The 18983-nt window shown below is 43.7% G+C and carries 13 protein-coding genes; 1 reads left to right on the forward strand and 12 read right to left on the reverse strand.

What is annotated here, in order from left to right:
• The 9 genes from GTW09_RS06725 to glmU all read right to left on the reverse strand — a co-directional run bounded on the left by GTW09_RS06725 (position 1) and on the right by glmU (position 14118).
• Positions 1-1797: an ATP-binding protein gene (locus GTW09_RS06725; RefSeq protein ID WP_163111071.1), complete on the reverse strand. Its 1797-nt coding sequence runs from the start codon at positions 1795-1797 to the stop codon at positions 1-3.
• Between the two features lies 1 nt (position 1798).
• Positions 1799-4108 (reverse strand): EcoAI/FtnUII family type I restriction enzme subunit R, encoded by a 2310-nt coding sequence (gene hsdR / locus GTW09_RS06730; RefSeq protein WP_163111073.1) that lies wholly within the window; start codon positions 4106-4108, stop codon positions 1799-1801.
• A gap of 26 nt (positions 4109-4134) precedes the next feature.
• The gene (locus tag GTW09_RS06735) at positions 4135-5730 is read right to left on the reverse strand and encodes an ATP-binding protein (RefSeq protein ID WP_163111075.1); all 1596 of its coding nucleotides are present in this window, start codon (positions 5728-5730) and stop codon (positions 4135-4137) included.
• 11 nt (positions 5731-5741) lie between these two features.
• Entirely contained in the window at positions 5742-7802 is a 2061-nt protein-coding gene (locus tag GTW09_RS06740; RefSeq protein WP_163111077.1) for a Mu transposase C-terminal domain-containing protein, read from the reverse strand.
• Positions 7792-8610: a TnsA endonuclease N-terminal domain-containing protein gene (locus tag GTW09_RS06745; protein WP_163111079.1), complete on the reverse strand. Its 819-nt coding sequence runs from the start codon at positions 8608-8610 to the stop codon at positions 7792-7794. The genes GTW09_RS06740 and GTW09_RS06745 overlap by 11 nt, the downstream gene beginning before the upstream one ends.
• 141 nt (positions 8611-8751) lie before the next feature.
• Positions 8752-10584 (reverse strand): glutamine--fructose-6-phosphate transaminase (isomerizing), encoded by a 1833-nt coding sequence (gene glmS, locus GTW09_RS06750; RefSeq protein ID WP_163111081.1) that lies wholly within the window; start codon positions 10582-10584, stop codon positions 8752-8754.
• A gap of 2 nt (positions 10585-10586) precedes the next feature.
• Complete coding sequence (locus GTW09_RS06755) at positions 10587-11408, reverse strand: DeoR/GlpR family DNA-binding transcription regulator (RefSeq protein WP_163111083.1); 822 nt, start codon at positions 11406-11408, stop codon at positions 10587-10589.
• 234 nt (positions 11409-11642) lie between these two features.
• The gene (locus tag GTW09_RS06760) at positions 11643-12668 is read right to left on the reverse strand and encodes a Gfo/Idh/MocA family oxidoreductase (protein ID WP_163111085.1); all 1026 of its coding nucleotides are present in this window, start codon (positions 12666-12668) and stop codon (positions 11643-11645) included.
• A gap of 91 nt (positions 12669-12759) precedes the next feature.
• Positions 12760-14118 (reverse strand): bifunctional UDP-N-acetylglucosamine diphosphorylase/glucosamine-1-phosphate N-acetyltransferase GlmU, encoded by a 1359-nt coding sequence (gene glmU, locus GTW09_RS06765; protein ID WP_163111087.1) that lies wholly within the window; start codon positions 14116-14118, stop codon positions 12760-12762.
• 228 nt (positions 14119-14346) lie between these two features.
• Here glmU and GTW09_RS06770 point away from each other — a divergent pair, with 228 nt between their 5' ends.
• Positions 14347-15768 carry a diguanylate cyclase domain-containing protein gene (locus tag GTW09_RS06770; RefSeq protein WP_163111095.1) on the forward strand — a complete coding sequence of 474 codons (1422 nt, stop codon included), beginning with the start codon at positions 14347-14349 and terminating at the stop codon, positions 15766-15768.
• Positions 15769-15780: 12 nt separating this feature from the next.
• Here GTW09_RS06770 and GTW09_RS06775 read toward each other — a convergent pair whose 3' ends face one another.
• From GTW09_RS06775 to GTW09_RS06785, 3 genes are read right to left on the reverse strand one after another with little or no spacing between them, the layout of a single operon-like run.
• The gene (locus GTW09_RS06775; protein WP_163111097.1) at positions 15781-16659 is read right to left on the reverse strand and encodes a DMT family transporter; all 879 of its coding nucleotides are present in this window, start codon (positions 16657-16659) and stop codon (positions 15781-15783) included.
• Positions 16650-17222 (reverse strand): methylated-DNA--[protein]-cysteine S-methyltransferase, encoded by a 573-nt coding sequence (locus GTW09_RS06780; RefSeq protein ID WP_163111099.1) that lies wholly within the window; start codon positions 17220-17222, stop codon positions 16650-16652. Before GTW09_RS06780 ends, GTW09_RS06775 begins: the two co-directional genes overlap by 10 nt.
• A 55-nt stretch (positions 17223-17277) precedes the next feature.
• Positions 17278-18669, reverse strand: coding sequence for an AlkA N-terminal domain-containing protein (locus GTW09_RS06785; RefSeq protein ID WP_163111101.1), 1392 nt, complete (start codon positions 18667-18669; stop codon positions 17278-17280).
• Between the last annotated feature and the right edge of the window lie 314 nt (positions 18670-18983).

Below are 18983 nucleotides of genomic sequence, written 5' to 3' on the forward strand. Positions count from 1 at the left end.
TTATAGTTTTCCGATAATAAAATTGTACATATTGGTGATGTCGTCGCTGATCTCTGCGGGCGGAATCAGGTCGATATAGGCTTGGAGCTTGTCAATGTCGAGCCCATTACCCTCGGTATTGATCAGCGGATCAATAACACTTTTGGCATTCAGTCGCCGGATATCGTCGTTATCACTTGGGTTGTTTGCTTGTAAATGATTGCGCTGCGCAATTTCACCATTGTTGATTTGAGTAAGCACGTTGTGGTGCGACAGCGCTGTATGCGAAAGCAAGTAATTTTTGATTTCACGGCGTTTCCAAGCCAATAGATATGGCGAAACTCTGGTACCACGCGGCCATTGAATGGTATTTAGCAACTCACGGTACACTTGCCCGTTCACTTGAACGCCATTGGCAGCATTCCAGTCCAATGCCGCCTCGTCTCGATCACAAATTAGGAAAATCTGTGTTGTTACAAGTGGTGATTCAATCTTGCTTAAGCCATGTAACCAATCTATTTTTCCCTTGCCAAAGGTTTCGTTAGCAGAAGCGTAACTGGACGACTTTTTCATGGCATGCACAGTGGCTAATCGATTTACGTCTAACCCTGCACGGGAGGCGAGTTTGGTAAAGATAATCCAGTCGTTGTAGTCATCTAATAAAGCGATGTTAGGCAGCTTGCCACACACCTCAAATTCAACGGATTTGGCACGAGAAAGAACACTGAGTCGGCTGATTAGTTGCTTGATTTTGTTGTCTTCATTGATTCGGCCGTGTTCCACAACTTTCAAGTGTTCTATGCGGTTTTCTTTTGCAGAAATAGAGTCCAACAGGTGTGTCGTAGTAATCGCATGGCCTTGTATGCTGTGTAATAGAGACCATAGTTTCTCTACGTTTTTGTAGTGCAGGTGCGAATCTGCTTCATCAAATAGGAATAACGTATTCGGTGCATCAAAAAGGTCTATCAACGCGTATAGAAAGAGCAGTTGGTATTCACCGTCGCTTAACTGGTCAAGCTCTATTCCATCTTTAAAAACGAGTTTATAACCTTGTTTGTCTATGAAGTAATCGTTATCCGCCGCTTGAGTAAAAAAGCTCACTTCAGGATCAAACGCTGTATTTTGAGCCTTGGCATTTGCTTCATCAGCTTCTATACCCTCTTCACCTGCTTGTGGCTGTCTTGGGTAATCGAACGAAACATCGATCAATCGGCTTGCTGGTATTTCAATAGTTCGCTTACGTAGCGGTTGCTCAAACTCATAATCATTTGAGACAAATGTGCTGATGAAGCTATCTAACGAACGGAAATAGGGCGTTTTTCGTAGCGTATCAACCTCACCACTTTCTTCACGCTTCAGCGCGTCCATAACTCGATTGACATAGTTTTTATCAATTTTGAATGCGCATTTTAAGCAGGTAGTTTGGTCATCACCTTCAAATGCTGATTCAGTAACATAGCCTCGTTCGCGCAAAAATGAACGAACTTTGCCGCTACGTTTAGTCGCCGTTGCGAGGAAAATGAGTAATTTTGACCAAGGTTTGTCGAAGTAAAGGCACTCTAAACCCAACCCTCTGCCAGCTTGACGCTCGCGTTTTAAGTAAACACCAAACTTTTCAGAGTAGTTTTCATTCTGTCCTGAAGAAAAGCACACCACATTTAGGTGGTGATGTGCACGCTTGTTTAACCTCTCTTCAAATACTGACTGCAAGATGCTGGATTTGCCGCTGCCATTTTCACCAATTAATGTAGCAACCTTATTGATGTTTAAGGTTTGTGGCTGGTTGTGCAACGAGTTAGGTGCGAGTGTTAATTCCATTTCAATTCACGTGATAAAGCTGTTGTTGTAATTGTTTAAAAGCTGCCAACAAATAAGCTGGCTTTCCACCAAATGCTGTTAAAGCGTCTTTCACTGTGCCCAACCCTGATAGCTCGATAAGTGCAGGTAGTCTTTCACGTGATAATTCCGTGCTGCCGGTTTGTTCATAGCGATTTAATACATAGTGTAAAAACCGCTGAGCCTTTTCCTGCTTATACTGTGTGAAAAAGGCGCTGTTATTACGCACTTCATCGGCGCGAGTTTTGCGGGTTGCCATAGGCTGCTCAAAGGCTAAAAACGCCAACAGATCGAAGATATCGCAGTCTTCCGCCTCAAACATCCGCCGCAGGGTGGCGAGTTGCTCTGTATCAAAGCCTGCTTGTATTAATTTACCTAACAGAGTCTCGCGCTCATCTGGGTCTGACCATATCTGGCGCAATTCCTCCACCGATTTGAACAAACCAGGTAATTGCGTGACCAAACGCTCTACAAATTCCTGCACTGTAAGGGGTTTACCATTTTCATCAATGTAGCGAACTTCTACGTCTATGACTTTGAGTTCACGATGTTTGCCCAGTTTTACTTTTAACTTTGGTTTTGGTTCCCCTGGTTCAGGGAGGGGTCCTTCTTCCGGAGGCTGCGGCGAGTAAGGAGGTGGTTTGGGTTCCCCTGTACCGCCAGGCTCTGGCGCCTCAGGTTCCCCATCCCAATCTTTGTCATAAAACTTGTTGGTTGCTCCACGAAAGTCAATAATAGTGAAATAGTCTTTACCATCAAAAACACGAGTCCCGCGACCGACTATTTGTTTGAACTCCACCATTGAACCAACGGTTCTATCTAGTACCACATTTCGTACGTTACGCGCATCTACACCTGTGGTTAGCATTTGCGATGAGGTAATGATAGTGGGAATATCTTTATCATTATCTTGAAACTTCTCTAAAAGTTCGCGGCCGATTTTACCCTCATCGCTCGTAACACGAACACAGTAGTGTGAGTCTTTTACTTTTTTATGTTTGTTGATCATATCACGCATGGTTAGTGCATGATTTTGGTTTTCGCAGAAGACGATAGTTTTTTCTAATGGGTTTGTATTATCCAATATAGCTTTTGCGACAAGCTCCGTACGATCATCTACAACAATTTTTTTGTCGTAATCTTCAACCTGATAGACGTCTTGACCAGACTCACCTTCAATTATTTTATCGTCTCCAGTCAGCACCAACTCATCTAAATTGGTGCGTACTCGTTTAACGCGGTATGGCGTTAGGAAGCCGTCGTTAATGCCATCTTTTAAGGAGTACTCAAATGCAGGTTTGCCAAAATAGTCATAAGTATCCACGTTGGCTTCACGTTTTGGTGTGGCAGTAAGACCTACATGTACCGCACTACCAAAATGATCGAGTATGGCTCGCCAAGAGCCTGTTTCATTGGCACTGCCACGGTGACACTCGTCAATCATTACAAGGTCAAAAAAGTCACTCGGGTACGCCTTATAATAACCTTCAATATTCTCGCGCTCTGCAATGGCTTGATATATCGCAAAAAAGATATGCGCATTTGTTGGCACGATACCGCCGCGCTTACGCACTTCTTCACCGTTTATTTTGATGATATCTTTTTCGTAAGGGTTGAACGTGTTAATTGCTTGGTCAGCCAAAATATTGCGATCTGCTAAAAACAAGATTCTTGGTCTGCGTGTGCCCAGAGATTCCCTGTTCCACCGCGCCTGAAAAAGTTTGTGGACGATTTGAAAGGCAATAAACGTCTTACCTGTTCCGGTAGCCAGTGTTAACAATACTCGTGGCTCGCCTTTTCCAATAGCATCTGTGGCTGCATGCACAGCTAATTCTTGATAATAACGCGGCTGCATTGCTCCTTCTAAATGGAAGGGTACATTACGCAGTTGTTGTCCTAAGTCAGAGTTAACGCCCGCGTAACGATTTTCGAGCTCTTGGGGTGTAGGATAAAACTCGACGTAATCGCCTTTGCCGGTTTCTAAATCAAATTCATAAGTTTGTTTACCATTACTAGAATAAACAAAGCGAACTAATAGCTTCTTGGCATAGTCAATTGCTTGTTGAAGACCTTTGGTTGGATGCTCAGACTCTTTCTTTGCTTCAACCACAGCAAGGTAACGATTGTCCTTATAAAGCAGATAATCGACAAAACAGCGACGACCACGAGCGCCACCAGCAAGCTTGCGACCATCGGTGAAGTAGTGTTCTCGAATGATGTTATTCGGTTGCCAATGTGCAGCTTTTAACGCTGGGTCAATGTAGTTTGCTCTAGTATCTGCCTCAGAAGACATACAAAAATCCTTTTAGTTAGGCATGATTACAAATAATCACTCAACTTTAGTATAACGCCTTCAGACTTCATAGTCTCGTAGTTGCCACTTTGATTACTCCTCATTAATCGTAAGTCATTTTCTACATACTTAGGCTCTAACTTCACGACTTTTTTCTTCTCTTTCACTGAAGGAGCAGGCTCGCTTTCCTGCAAATTATTGATATGAGCAAGAAGCTGAAATAACGTGGCATCGGGGCGCTCCAACAAAGCTTGCTCAGCCACACTAGGAGCAATATCTTCACCTATTCCAGCTTGCTCAAGCATATTGACTAGTTTTGATAACTTGGTCTGATCTGGGCAGTCATATTCATTGTTACCGTCAGGCATCGCATTTTCATTTAACGGTGAATGCACCGATGCACTTTGAACTATACTTGCTCGCGGTATTTCTAAATCATCATACTCTTGTATTTCGGAATCGAGACCACTTTGAAGCGCTCGGATCATGGGCTTTATCATATGAAGCTCTTCATTAAATACAATTCCCACTAAATCTCTGGATATTACCTCTCTACCTACCGTAACAGCTCTTGTTTGGCATAAATAGAAAAGCGTTACTGCCACATGAGCGATTCCTTGCGAGTAATCCCAAAATAGAGTTTTTACTTCTTCTGTTAGCGGTTGAGGTGATTTAAACCACTGTAGCTTCCACAACTGAGCAAAAAACCTGTCCCAATCCGAACCTTTACCAGATTTATCTGTTGTATTGAATCGATTCCAATTGATGCTGCCAAATTGTGACGCACGTCTTGCCGAACGCATACTCGGTGAAAACAATTCGTATGCCTTTGGTGTCCCAACAAACAGTATTGGTAATTTTATGGTGTTGGTTAGTTGTACAAAAAACCGAAGAATTCTATCTGATACGTTACTGGATCTAGAGCGCTCCAAATGCTGAATCTCATCAATCACTAGTAAACCTATGGAGTGCAAAGCTGCAATTCGCGCAAAATCCCCTAGCAACATTTCAGCATTTGCCCTAGGTTTTACATATTGCTTTTCGTATAGTCCATTGTTGTCTAACGCTTCATCAAGAGCACGGAAAAAGTTGATGCATAGACTCTTTACAGAGGCATCGTAAGGGCACTCAACTTTAAGCCAAACGATCTGTATATGTTGAAAAGATGAATGCATAATAACTTGAGAATAACCAGACAGCACCGCTTCAACCGCTGTTGACTTACCAGCACCCGAGCAGCCAATAACAGAGCTTACTAAGGCTTCATTTCCTGCATTGCGGCTGTCATCTATTAATTTCTCTGTTCGGTTCAATGTTTCTTGATAGCTTTTATTCGCTATATTCCGGCTTAGATATCCTTGTCGGATCATAGAAGAAATTGTTTGCTCTAGTTGTAGATGTGCTCTTGTTGGGTATAAAAAACCATCCATAATACGTAACATGGCATGGCGGCGGATATAAGCAGGTAGAGCCACTTCCTCAGGGCTAACAACTGGAATGCGGCGAATCAATTCCGCAGTATCTTTCGGGGAATTTATTCGTGGCAAAGCATTGATTAATGGATGACCTTCGTACTCTTTAATCTCTGCTTCAATATATTTTGCTGGTTCAAATACTGCCATTTGATTATTCCCTAAAAATCATCTAAATCAGGATAATCGAATCCCTGATCAATTTTTTTACCAGAATCTATGGAAGTGACTGTTGCTTTTTCTTCGCTCTTTGGGGGTTTAGCTGACTCTCTATTTTTCTGACGTTCGCTTTCTTTTTCTTGGTCTCGATTATTACGAATGCCTCTTAATCGCTGTGATTTGTTGGATAACTGCGAGGACTTTTGCCTTTTGTCTGCAATTTGGGCAATCAGTTCAAGCTCTTTTTGTAAGTCTGGGGCTTGATAATCAGCCTCTTGTTGAGCTTCAGCATATGCAGACCTAGACTCATTTCGAATCGACAGTGCTTCCACTAAACTCATATCTTGATATCTCCGACTTCGACTCAAGAGTGTGCACTCCCAAAAGCTATCGAATTTATTCTCAGGTCTTACATACAGAACATTTGTATTCAGCGGGTCGTAAGCGATCTCTATAGTTTTTGGACGTGGGACAGAGCGATTCTTATGGAACCAACCAAGCTCTATTGCTTCTGCGCTTGTGTAGTACATGCCTTTAAAACATATACCTAAGGGAGATATAGTAGCCTTGCTATGGGGTAGCATATTCACATAGGTTTGCTTTGGGTCCACCTCTCTCAAAACACCCGTTCTATTTTTCACTCCCCAATTCCATAGTCTTACGGGTATCGCTGGTAGGTCCGTAGGCATATCATTCTCAAAGTCATAGCCTTCTAACGGGACAGCCGTATTTCGATTAATTTCAGAAACAAGCATCATCTTAGTGAAATCATAAAGCGTCATGTTCGCTGATAGTTCGGTTCGGCCTCCTGCTTTTTTCTTTCCATTTACTGGTTCTACCTTTCCTTTTACATAAGGAAGTATGTCTACATGCATCATATGGAACGACTTTTCGGCTACGCCTTTATCATCGCCACGATACGCTCGTGTATTGGATAAAGTGATACCAAATCGGTTAACTAGGATATCACCATGCTTTCCAAGTAACTCTGCTCTGTCTGCAGTAATAGTTGCTGGAGTGCCAATACTTGGCCAATCACTCTCTGTGATATCAATCCCAAATCTACGGCAGTATTCAACTTTGTCGCAGAATGCATGTGCCAACGCGATTGATGCGGTTGCCCAAGAGGGGTTTTCTAGGCCCACATATAAACCAACAGTCATACGACTGAATACATCTTTGACTTTATAAACGATTGGGCGGCCTATAATCCTATCTCGGTCGTGCTCTGAAACTAGGTGTAAATCAGCGATGGTCGCATCGATTTCATAGCGGGCTCCTGGACCAAAGTTGTTTGTGGCAGAAGTACTGAAGCTCGGAGCTACATCTTTTGCATACAGATTAGATGGAGTGCGTGCTTGAACCACAAGAGGTTTAGCATAGTGTTTGTTGAAGAAGTATCGAAACTGCCTCTCAGTTGGAAGGTCTTCTTTTTTAATTTTTGGGTACGTCGACTTAAGAAAACCATTTGCCTTTGTTCTGGCCGCTTTGAGGTCTACGTCCTTCTTAACGAGGTAAAATTCTTCAATCGCTAGTTTGAAAAAGCTTGCTATTTCCTCGGTAATTGGAATTCCACTACCGGGGGAAGTAGTACGTCTTTTGCCGACCTTCTTTGCGTTAACACGAACTTGGCCAGGTGCACCACATCTTGAATAATCTGGTGCGAGGGCATCGGGAGACATTCCTCGCTGCCAGTATCTGCGTAACTGTCGGGTCACATATAGTCGAGTCTCTCCCTTTGCCTCTAAAACCATTTTAATCTTCTGATTTCTAGACTTTTTATCGAATAAGGCAAAGTAGTCTGTTAACAACAGCGATACGGAAGAATAAGCTCGATCTCTTATTTCTTCAGCTTTAGAGCCCGCCTCCGGTACTATGAGTGTAATTGGGTCAGGTATCTCTTCTAACGATAAACTTTCGAACTCGAGTATATTTACTCGATAAGGCCAGGCATTTTCATTACGTATATCAATTAACATTAAGAAATCGACATGCTCATAGATCACTCGAATCTGAGTTAGCTCGTCCGAATGAGGGTCGAGAAATACTTTGTTAAGATACATCGGACAGTCCAGCTTTAATTGAATTTAAGTCATCAGTTATAGTTACATCTTTGGCACGCCAATTTCTAAATACAATATCCAACGGGACATCTATCAAGTTGGCAGCGGCTGCATTACGAATCACCCCAATATGAAACCCTGCAGTGCACTCGTATTGATCATCCATAGCCGCACAAACTGTAGCGAGTTTCTTATCTGAACCTGATAAACGGCTAATCACTATCGAAATATCTTCTAGAGACAACTCTTCATAAAGGTCGTGAGAATTCCAATTTGCTGCATGAAGCCATTCAAGATTTTCTTTTACGATGGCGGGAATATCTTTATCTGTAAAAAGTTTCCAATTATAACCAAGCTCTTCCCAATACAACTTTTCAATTTGAAGCTTCTCCACAGTGCGTACATTGTCTAAATCGCTAGCGTGCTTAACAGCGATAGCGATTGATCGCTTGTCTCTAAGTTCAACAACTAAATCTGTAGTAACAACTTTCAATTTGTTTCTTATTTGAGGGTGTTGAATGCCCAAGCGGGAGCAAATACTCAAGGTATCAGCTATCGATAAGGGAAATTGCTCTTTGATGTCATAGGTAAGATGGTAGCGATCGAATACAAGAAAAGCAGAATATTCGATTCGAGATAGAAGATGATGAACTCTTGTTGTGTTTCGACCTCGAATGCGGTAGCTCTCACCCGTACTACTAAGTTCATGCACTTTTATGAAGGGCTCATAATCTTGCCCTGAACCAACTCCCCTGGTTTTTAACTTCTTCTCATCTTTAGGATCAATTGGTTTTTCCGAATCTAGCATCTTCAGGCCTCCTGCTAACTCTTTGAGCGTAGCAGAAGAAGCCTGAAAAAACAGCTAACATTATTGTGAAAAATCAAACTATAATGTTTTTTATCAAACTATAATGTAGCCGTACAATAAAAATATTCGTTTATAACAGCGTTATTCAACCGTGACCGATTTCGCTAAATTACGAGGCTGATCCACATCTGTTCCTTTTATTAACGCAACATAATATGAAAGCAGCTGTAAAGGCAATGTGTAGATGATCGGGGCTATTGGTCCTTCGCAGTGGGGTACATTGATTACACGCATCGACTCATCACCTTCAAATGCGGCGTCTTTATCGGCAAATACATACATAATACCGCCGCGAGCACGCACTTCTTCTACGTTCGATTTAAGCTTTTCTAACAGCTCATTGTTTGGCGCAACCACAATTACCGGCATTTCGTCATCAATAAGCGCAAGCGGGCCGTGTTTTAACTCACCCGATGCATAGGCCTCGGCGTGAATATACGAAATTTCTTTAAGCTTTAACGCCCCTTCCATGGCAATAGGGTATTGGTCGCCGCGGCCTAAGAATAGGCTGTGGTTTTTATCTGCAAACTCTTCTGCTAAGTCTTCTATACCGTTGGTAATAGCAAGAGTCTCTTCAAGTTTAGCCGGTAGGCTGTGAAGCGCTGAAACAATTGCTTTTTGGTCTGTATCAAGCATTCCGTTTTCTTTGCCAAGAGCAAGGGTAAGCATTAGGAAGGCCGTTAATTGTGTAGTAAATGCCTTTGTGGACGCCACGCCTATTTCGGCGCCAGCGCGGGTCATAAAGGCTAAGTCAGACTCTCGAACTAAGGATGAGCCAGGTACATTACAAATAGTGAGACTAGACATATAGCCAAGCTCTTTTGCTAAACGCAGTGCTGCCAGTGTATCAGCAGTCTCGCCCGACTGAGATATAGTAATTAGCAGGCTATTTGGATGCACTACCGACCTGCGATAGCGAAATTCAGAGGCAATTTCTACGTTACAAGACACATTGGCGTATTGCTCTAGCCAATAGCGAGCGGTCATACCAGCGTGATAGCTGGTACCGCAGGCAATAATTTGAACATGTTTTACTTTGCTTAGAATATCGTCAGCGCCTTTGCCAAATACATCGGCAACTAGCCCATTTTCATCGATACGATTCTGTAGTGCATTACGCACAACCGTAGGTTGCTCGTGAATTTCTTTAAGCATGTAATGGCGGTAACCTGCTTTGTCACCCGCATCGTGTTCTACGTTGGATTCGACAATCTCGCGCTCTACGGCGTTACCGTCTTTATCGAAAATCTTTACATCGCGACGGGTAATCTCAGCTACGTCACCCTCTTCTAAAAAGATAAAGCGACGGGTAACCGGCAGAAGCGCCATTTGGTCGGAAGCGATAAAGTTTTCACCTAGGCCAAGCCCAATAACAAGAGGGCTTCCCGAGCGTGCTACTACCACGCGGCTAGGATCTTCTTTGTCCATAATCACTGTGCCGTAAGCACCATGGAAGGTGTTTACCGCGCTTTGCACTGCGTTTAACAAGGTTTTTCCGGTTTTAAGCTCTTCATGTACCGTATGGGCAATGGTTTCTGTGTCGGTATCGCTAGTAAAGCGATACCCTTTTTCAGAAAGCTGATTGCGCAAGCTCACGTAGTTTTCAATAATACCGTTGTGTACTACTGCAACCCGTTCGCTAGAAAAGTGAGGGTGAGCATTGGCCTCTGTTACACCACCATGGGTGGCCCAGCGCGTGTGTGCAATACCAGTACTACCTAGGGCTTCGCCATTGGCAACGGCGTCGGCTAATTCTTGAACTTTACCGGTACGACGAATACGAGTTAAGTTGCCATCGGTTTGCAGTAACGCCACACCGGCTGAATCATACCCGCGATATTCAAGGCGCTTTAATCCTTCTAGCAGAATTTCTACTACATTACGTTCGGCAACAGCGCCAACAATTCCACACATGCTTATTCTCCGTCTTGCGTGGCGACTATTACCGTCACGCCTTGATTTTCAATATTCGTTTTATCCTGAGCACTAATATTTTCATCTGTGATCAGAACAGAAATTTGGTTCCAGCCCAATTCTAGGTTGGGCATTTTATGGGATAATTTTTTTGCGCTGGCCATCACCACTACCTTGTCTGCAGCGTTCGCCATGGCTCGGGTCACCCCAGTTAGCTCGTTAAACGTTGTTGTGCCTCTTTCAACATCAATACCAGCAGCGCCAATAAACGCAATATCGAAACTATAGGCACTAACTAACTGTTCAGCCATCGAGCCCTGAAAAGACTGCGACAATGGATCCCAGGTCCCACCTACCATTAGCACGGTAGGCTCTTTATCACCCTGGGTTAAAAAGTTGGCTGTTGATAGCGTGTTTGTCATTACTACTAAATCATTAATGGCTGACAGATGAGGAAGTATTGAAGATGTTGTTGTACCGCAATCGATAACTAATTTGCTGCCAGACTTCACTAAATTTGCAGCATATTTTCCGATAGTGTTAACGAGTTCGCTAGTAACAAGGGTAAATGGGAAGGCATTCGCTGAAAAAGCAACTTTTGTAGAGTTTGAATCACTTTGCGCGGTATTAGATGTAGAGGGTACTGCACCGCCAAACTGTCTAATGAGTGAACCTTCTGCGGCAAGTTCAGAAAGGTCTTTTCGAATCGTAACTTGAGAAGCTTTAAAGTGCATGGCAAGTGTCTCAACGCGCGTATGACCGTGCTCGTTCACCCATTCCACTATGCGCTGTCGCCTTAACTTAACCGAATTACTATTTTTCAATTTACTACACTTCTTTTAATAAGAGCCGGTTTTAATTAGAGCCGGATTAAATTGAGTTGCTTTTAATTGAGCCGTTTAAAGCCATGAATTTTGTTTTCAGCTCAGCAAAAATCTACTTGAAAATGAGATTGAAATATAAAGCCACAAAACGCGCCAAAACTTTCAAAACGAAAGATAATTACTTCAATTTGAAAGAATCGTAAGGTATTTTGAAACTTCATTCAAGTGTTTCGTTTAATTAATCGGCAGCTTTCTCTCTTCTACGCTCGCCTGGATAGCCGTTTCGATTATATGAATAACCTCAACAACACTTTCGGCATCAGCTGGCAAAGGACCTTGCTTGTTAATGGCATCAGCAAGTTGCTCGAAGAACAAAATGTACTGTCCCCGACAAGTTTGAATTACCTCGGCTTGGCCTTCATTCGCCAATATTCCATGCTCGGCAGCAGAAGTAACAGCCCAGCTTTCGCTATCTAAACGCATATTCTGCCTGAGCTGATCTTCTTGAGGGTCGAGGTAAAACTTGCGGTAGCTTGCTTTCGTTCCCTGTAAATCGAAACGCAGCGTTGCGCCAGCTTGAAATGCTGAACTGCCTAGGTTTACCACTTTGTCAGAATAATGAAGGGTAATATCAAACGTATCGTCAGATTGCCCGCCATCACGAAGAATTAGTACATTGGCAGATACCGCTTTAGGCTTGCCAAAAAGCTGCAGCGCTTGGTCGATTAAGTGAGGACCTAAATCCCAAAAAATACCGCTTCCCGGCCCGGCATTCTCTCGCCAACGATTTCGGGGCACAGGTCGAAAACGATCGAAACGACTTTCAAAACGCTTAATCTTGCCAAACCTACCTTCTTCCATCAGTTGCTTTAAGGTAAGAAAATCACCATCGAAGCGCCGGTTGTGAAACACGCACAATCGCTTATTTTTCTTATTGGCTAAAGAGACCAATTGTTCTGCATCTTTCGTGCTAAGCGTAAACGGCTTTTCAACCAATACATGACAGCCGTATGTAAGCGCCAAGAAAGCTTGCGAACTATGAAGATGATTTGGCGTAGTGATAACCACTAAATCAAACTTTTGACTTTCAAGCGCTTCTTCTAGTGAGGCATAGACCATTGCATTAGGTAATGCGCGATTAACATCATCAGGCTTTGAAGACACTACAGCGGTAACAGTGAAATCTGAGAGGTATTCCAGAAAAGGCAAATGAAAGGTTTTAGCTGAAAAGCCGAAACCAACTAATAACGTAGTGATCATGACAATACCTTAAGAACAAAAGGGGGCCAGATCCAAATAAAGTCAATTAAATCAATAACTAGAATTTAATTTGGATCTGACCCCCTTTATTTTATTTTTTGGTGGGGCGTGGCCAGTTGGCTATGTTGCGCTGTTTACCGCGGGCAACAGCGAGGGCACTATCGTCTACCGTTGAAGTAATTACTGAGCCGGCGCCTACTGTTGCGTTATCGCCAACACTTACGGGCGCTACAAGGGATGAGTTAGAACCAATAAATGCGTTCTCACCAATGACGGTTTTCGACTTATTCACACCGTCGTAATTGCAGGTAATGGTGCCTGCGCCTATGTTGGCATTAGCACCTACCTCGGTATCGCCTAAATATGTCAGGTGATTCGCTTTTGCGCCTTCACCTAATACTGTCTTTTTCATTTCTACAAAGTTGCCAACTTTGGCTTTTTTGTGCATTACGGCACCGGGGCGCAGGCGCGCATAAGGCCCAACTACGCAGGCTTCGCCTACCGTCGCTTCTTCAATAATTGAGTTGGCCTCAATAATAGCGTTATCTGCTATCTGGCAGTTGCGCAGAATACAATTTGCACCAATAACAACATTGTTTCCAAGGGTTACGTTGCCTTCAACAATAACGTTAACGTCTATAACAACGTCGTTACCGTTTTGCAATGTACCGCGTAAGTCAAACCGTGCCGGATCTAAAAGCGTTACACCATCAGTCATCAGTTGCTGCGCCTGACGTGCTTGAAGTGCACGCTCTAAATGAGAAAGCTGAATGCGATTGTTAACGCCTTCCACTTCCACAGGCGATGAAGGCTGAGCAGACTGTATGCGCTTGCCTTCGGCAGCCGCCATGGCGATGACATCGGTGAGATAGTATTCGCCTTGCGCATTATTGTTACTTAAATTACCTAACCAGCGCTTAAGATCGGCGCCCGACATCATCATCATGCCGGTGTTGATTTCTTTTATCGCTCTTTGCTCGTCGCTTGCGTCTTTGTGTTCCACTATTTGGGTAATATTGTCATTTTCTCTAACAATTCTTCCCATGCCGGTTGGGTCATCTAGCTCAACGGTTAACAATGCTAGGTCGCAGCTAGCTTTCACAGTTTTTAAGGCTTCTAGCGTTTTCTCAGTGATAAGCGGAGCATCGCCAACCAGAATTAATACGTCTTCGTCGTCTTTAATATGGGGAACTGCCTGTTGCACCGCATGCCCCGTGCCTAGCTGTTCAGCCTGAAGACACCAATTAAGGTTATCTTCAACAATTGTTTGTTGAAGTAAATCGCCACCGTGACCGTAAACAAGGTGAATGCTATCTGAACCTAGCGATTTAACCGTATTTATTATCCGCTGCACCATAGGCACACCGCCTACCTTGTGCAGCACCTTTGGAAGGGAAGATTTCATACGGGTGCCTTTGCCCGCCGCCAGAATAACCACTGAGAACGCCATACAATTCCTTTATTATGCAAACATAAAATATACTTAGCGTAGTGTAACCAAGCTACAAGATAATGTCAGCGAATGTATATGGTCAGCCCCCACTTTAATTTCAAAAATCGTTTAAGAATCGGCATTTAGTCTAATCTGCGGCGAACACGCTAGTAGTTCATATTTGCAACGGGTATACTCGTTTGCGTATTTAATAAGTTCAGTCAGGCAAGGGAGCATGCGCAGTCTGTGAACACATTTAGAACCCTACACAGAAGTATATTGGTGCTATTTGCTGTCGTTGTAATCGCGATTGTAACCCTAGTCCATTTCAGTATTTCCAAAATTGTAGCGGAACAAAGCCGCGCCCAGCAGCAATCTCTATCACCCGCCATATCGCTTATTGTAGAGCAACTTCTCAAGCCTCTGCATATCTCTGACGCTTTAGGCCATTCAACAGAGCTCGTCGGATTATTGAACAAAGACTCTGTAGACAGCGACGCCGTTTTTAGCACGTTAAACCGTCTTGAAGACGAATTTGGCTTATCATTTTTTATCGCCAGCGAAGCCGAAAGAAAGCAATACAATGCCGATGGCAGCATTATCAATTTAATTGAAGGAGAGGTGAGCTGGTATTTTAAATATCGCGATCACCCCGACGACGCCGTTGCCGATATTGGTAAATGGGAAGATACACATTTATACATCGACATAAAAATTCACGACTCAGACGGCCGTTTTCTAGGCTTTTTTGGCGTGGGTAAAAGCCTGCGAAGCTTTATTGAAATTTTCGATTCGTACAAACAGGAATATGGCTACGATTTTCTATTTGTAGATAGCAAGGGCGATATTATGTTGTCCTCCGACCCAGCACTTGTAGCTTCATATTCTAGCTTTACTAATTTATCTGAACTGCCTTGGTATGCCAATTTGCCGTTGTCTATTCAAAACGAACAGGCATTAAACAACAAGCTTGTTACCATTAATCAAAAAGATTTTTTGATAGCAGAAGTAAAACTAAATCAATTTGGCTGGACGGTTTTTCTATTAAGCCCTCTTGAAGATAGACAAGCGGAGATTTCACAAGCGTTTATATTTAGTGTAGTAACGCTACTGGTGGTTGTCTTTTCTCTTTTCTTATTAATTTATAACTTGCTGTATTATTTCAGAAAAGACATGCAGCCTGATTTGGTGGTACGCCAAACCAACCGTCTGCCAGACAAAGAAGCCTTGCAAGTTATCTATAAAACGTTGCTAGAAGAGCATAAGTCTCTTAGCGTGGTGATAGTAAACATAGACGACCTAACCACAATTATTGATGCCCATGGGCGTAATGCTGGCGATGATATTTTAGACAAGGTTGCTGCGTATTTATCAGATAAATTACGTAAAGAAGACGTATTAGGCCGTTGGAGTAGCGATGAATTTATTATTCTGCTGCCGCATACGGGCCCTCACGTTGCTCTTGAAATAGCCCAAAACCTGCGCCATGGCATTGCAACACTGCCACCGCTTATTGAACTGCCCGACATTCAAATTACAGCGACTTTTGGCATTTCGTATACGGCTTCTTCTCGCCCCATGCAAGAGGTAACAGCCCATGCTGAAGACGCTCTATACCAAGCGAAGCGTGATGGCAGTAACTTAGTGCGCATGCAGTTAATTGATTAAACGCGACTAACGTTATGTGCGCCGCTTGCGCTTTTTTGTTAGCACGCCAGTAGTTAACGCAACGCCGAAGAGTATAAGCGCACCGCCCACTATGGTTTGAATTGATAGGTGTTCTTGTAGCAGTAACACGCCCCACACTATGCCAAACAAAGGAACTAGGTAGGCCACAGTAATTGCTTTGGCTGGCCCAACATCGGCAATAAGCTTAAAGTAAAGAATATAAGCGATGCCCGTTCCGCCTATAGCAAGGGCCACTGCGTTTAGCCAAGCGTGACTGCTAGGCATAGTTGCAGGCAAGGTAGCCAATGCGAGCGGCGTTAACATAATGCTCGCAAAGGCCTGACTACCTGTGGCCACAGCCAATGGTTTTACTCCCTGCAACCACTTCTTCATCATGCTGGCAGCTATGCCATAACAAGTTGTTGCAAAAAGCGCGGTTAATATGGGAAGAAAGCTCACCTCGCCTTCACCAAGTTTTTGCTGGCTAATAACCGCAACGCCGATAAAGCCAACGAACAAGCCAACTATGGCGCTTTTTGTAAGCTTATCGCCAAGCCATAGCCAGGCAACAATAGCGCCAAACATGGGAGCTGTGGCATTTAAAATAGCATTAACGCCAGCTTCCAAATGCAGGCTACTGTAATTAAACAATACAAAGGGCACGGCAGTATTTACCAAGCCTACTAGCGCTATAGCAAACCAATGATGCCTTATTTGCGAGAGGCCGCCGGTAATTATAAGCAAAGGCAGAAGCACCGCAGTAGCCAATAGCGTTCTAATGGCTACCAGTACATAAATGCCAAATTCAGGGGCGGCAACACGCATAAAAATAAAAGAGCCACCCCAAATACCTGCCAATACCACCAGCGCAACAATATCTTTTATTCCCATAGCCTGCCTTGGGCTCCTTCTAAATTTAGCAAAAATTGCTTACGCGCTAGGCCTCCGGCGTAGCCTGTAAGTGTGTTGTTGCTGCCAATTACTCGGTGGCAGGGTACAACAATTGCGATTGGGTTTTTTCCATTTGCTAATCCAACCGCCCTAACCGCTTTGGGGTTTCCAATTGTTTTAGCGATGTCGAGATAGCTCACCGTCTGTCCATACGGAATCTCTTTGAGAGCTTTCCATACCGACATTTGAAACTCGGTTCCATTAACATCTAAAGGTAAGTCAAACGTATTGAGCTTTTTGGCAAAGTACGCCTTTAGCTGTGTGCATGCGTCTTCTGTTATTGCGTTTTTTGTTATTTCGCTGCTTGTTACTTGATTCGGCTCAATCGCTGTTGCGGTAGATTTCGTATGGGCAGGCTGTGAGGCTCCCAAAAACTCCCCAAAAGCAATAGCGGTCACTCCCTTGTTGCTAGCCTGGACCGTCAGTACCCCCTGCTGTGTGTCTATTGACTGTGAAAATAAAAACGACTGTTCAGAGCCGTCCTTCCTACCGTTTTCATTCATATTTCGACCTACTAATTTTAACTTGCCGTTTCTGACTGGCTTAAGTCGAATAGCATCATTTTTGTTCCGAGCCGCTGAGCTGCCATAATTGAAGAGTTAAGTAACTCCGCCACGGCGCAGCCTTGCTCGGGCTAACTGGAAACTGCTTTGCCATTTTCTTAACTATAAGGTCACCCTCTAGGTAAATATCAGGGTCACGCTCGCCTCGCATCTTAATATAATCGACTGTCCAAGGCCCAATACCTTTTATCGCTAAAATTTGAGCATAGCTTGGCTGTTGGTTGGCTAAAAAAAGCTGAGCAAAATTCCTTAATGCGTTTTTTCTCGTCTGCGGCATGCCAAGAAAATCTAAATGGCTGTTAGCCACCGCCTTTGCGCTTGGAAAACAATATTTGTCAGCACCGTCAATGCTGCACTTTTCTCCCAGATGATTCACCAATACTGTTAGCTGACCAATTGCTGCCTTCACACTCACCTGTTGACCTAAAATAGCCCGACAGCCGCTTTCAAACAGGCTCCATGCGCTAGGCAAACGCAGTCCATCAACAAGTTGCTGCTTTATTAACCCTGCTTGAAGTAACCCTCGCTCTATCAACATTGGATCAGCGTTTAGATCTAGCATAGCTTTTATATTTTCAATAACGCGATAAAGCGGCGTAAAGCTATTCAAACTGACCGTTACTTCAAAACCTCGCTTTTGTGCGTTGTGACGGGCGCAAAAGTGGCCTTTCACGCCTTCAAATTCAAACCAGCGCTGGTAAGTATTATCAGTAACGGATTCCATTTCATTTACGGCGCGAAGAGCTAAAAAGTCTCTTACATGTGGCCAATTGTAAGGCGGGCGATAAGACAAAAACAAAGTAACCTTGTTACTCCCCTCATTCGTCGTCTTCCTTAGTGCCGTTGGCGTTGTTTTGCAATACTGCTGAACCACTCTTTGCAGTTGGCGCTGCGACGACATCCCACAGCTTAGTGCAATATCAATAAAAGGTAAGCGAGTTTGTTGTAGCAATTGCTTTGCAAATAATGCCTGCTGCATCGCTTGAAACTGCTTTGGTGACAGACCGATGGCAGCTGTTATCAGTTTGTTGAGATAGCGCTCGCTTATACCTAACCGAGATGCAATAGTGCTAATTGGCTGAGTAGGTATCTGTGAAAGAAGTGACATGGCTCGGTTTATTGTAGTTTCGGCTCCATACCACGCGGCAGAGTGTGGCGCGCTGTCGGGGCGACATCGAAAACAAGGTCGATAACCGTCTGCCATAGCTTGGGCCGCAAGGGGATAATACGTGACGTTTGCTTCGTTAGGCAATTTGGCTGGGCAAACTGGACGACAGAAAATACCCGTAGTTTTTACCGCAACAAAAAAGCGACCGTCGAATCGCGCATCTCTGCTACACCTTGCTGCGGCATAAACTTGGCGCTGAACCTCGTCAGAAATGAACACGTTAACTCCTTACGCTGGCTTGCTCGGATGACTATTTTTATAAATGAGTACTGAGTTTAACCTTATATAGCAGTATTTAGGCGACAAAATCGGAACTTACCATCGAGTAAGAGTCATTGCTTGCCAGTCAGTGCTTGCCAGTCGGTGCGCAATAATTATTAAAGGGGAGTGTGTGACTTGGGCTTAGAGCCACTTTTCACTCACATTTGATAATTGGACAACCTATACGCATAATATTGCCATTCTTATTCTGACTGCTGAGCTTTCATTTACTGAAAGCTCAGCCCAACGAGCTGACTGTATGCTATCTACTT

This window comes from Alteromonas hispanica, assembly GCF_010500915.1.
In the GTDB taxonomy this organism is placed as follows: domain Bacteria; phylum Pseudomonadota; class Gammaproteobacteria; order Enterobacterales; family Alteromonadaceae; genus Alteromonas; species Alteromonas hispanica.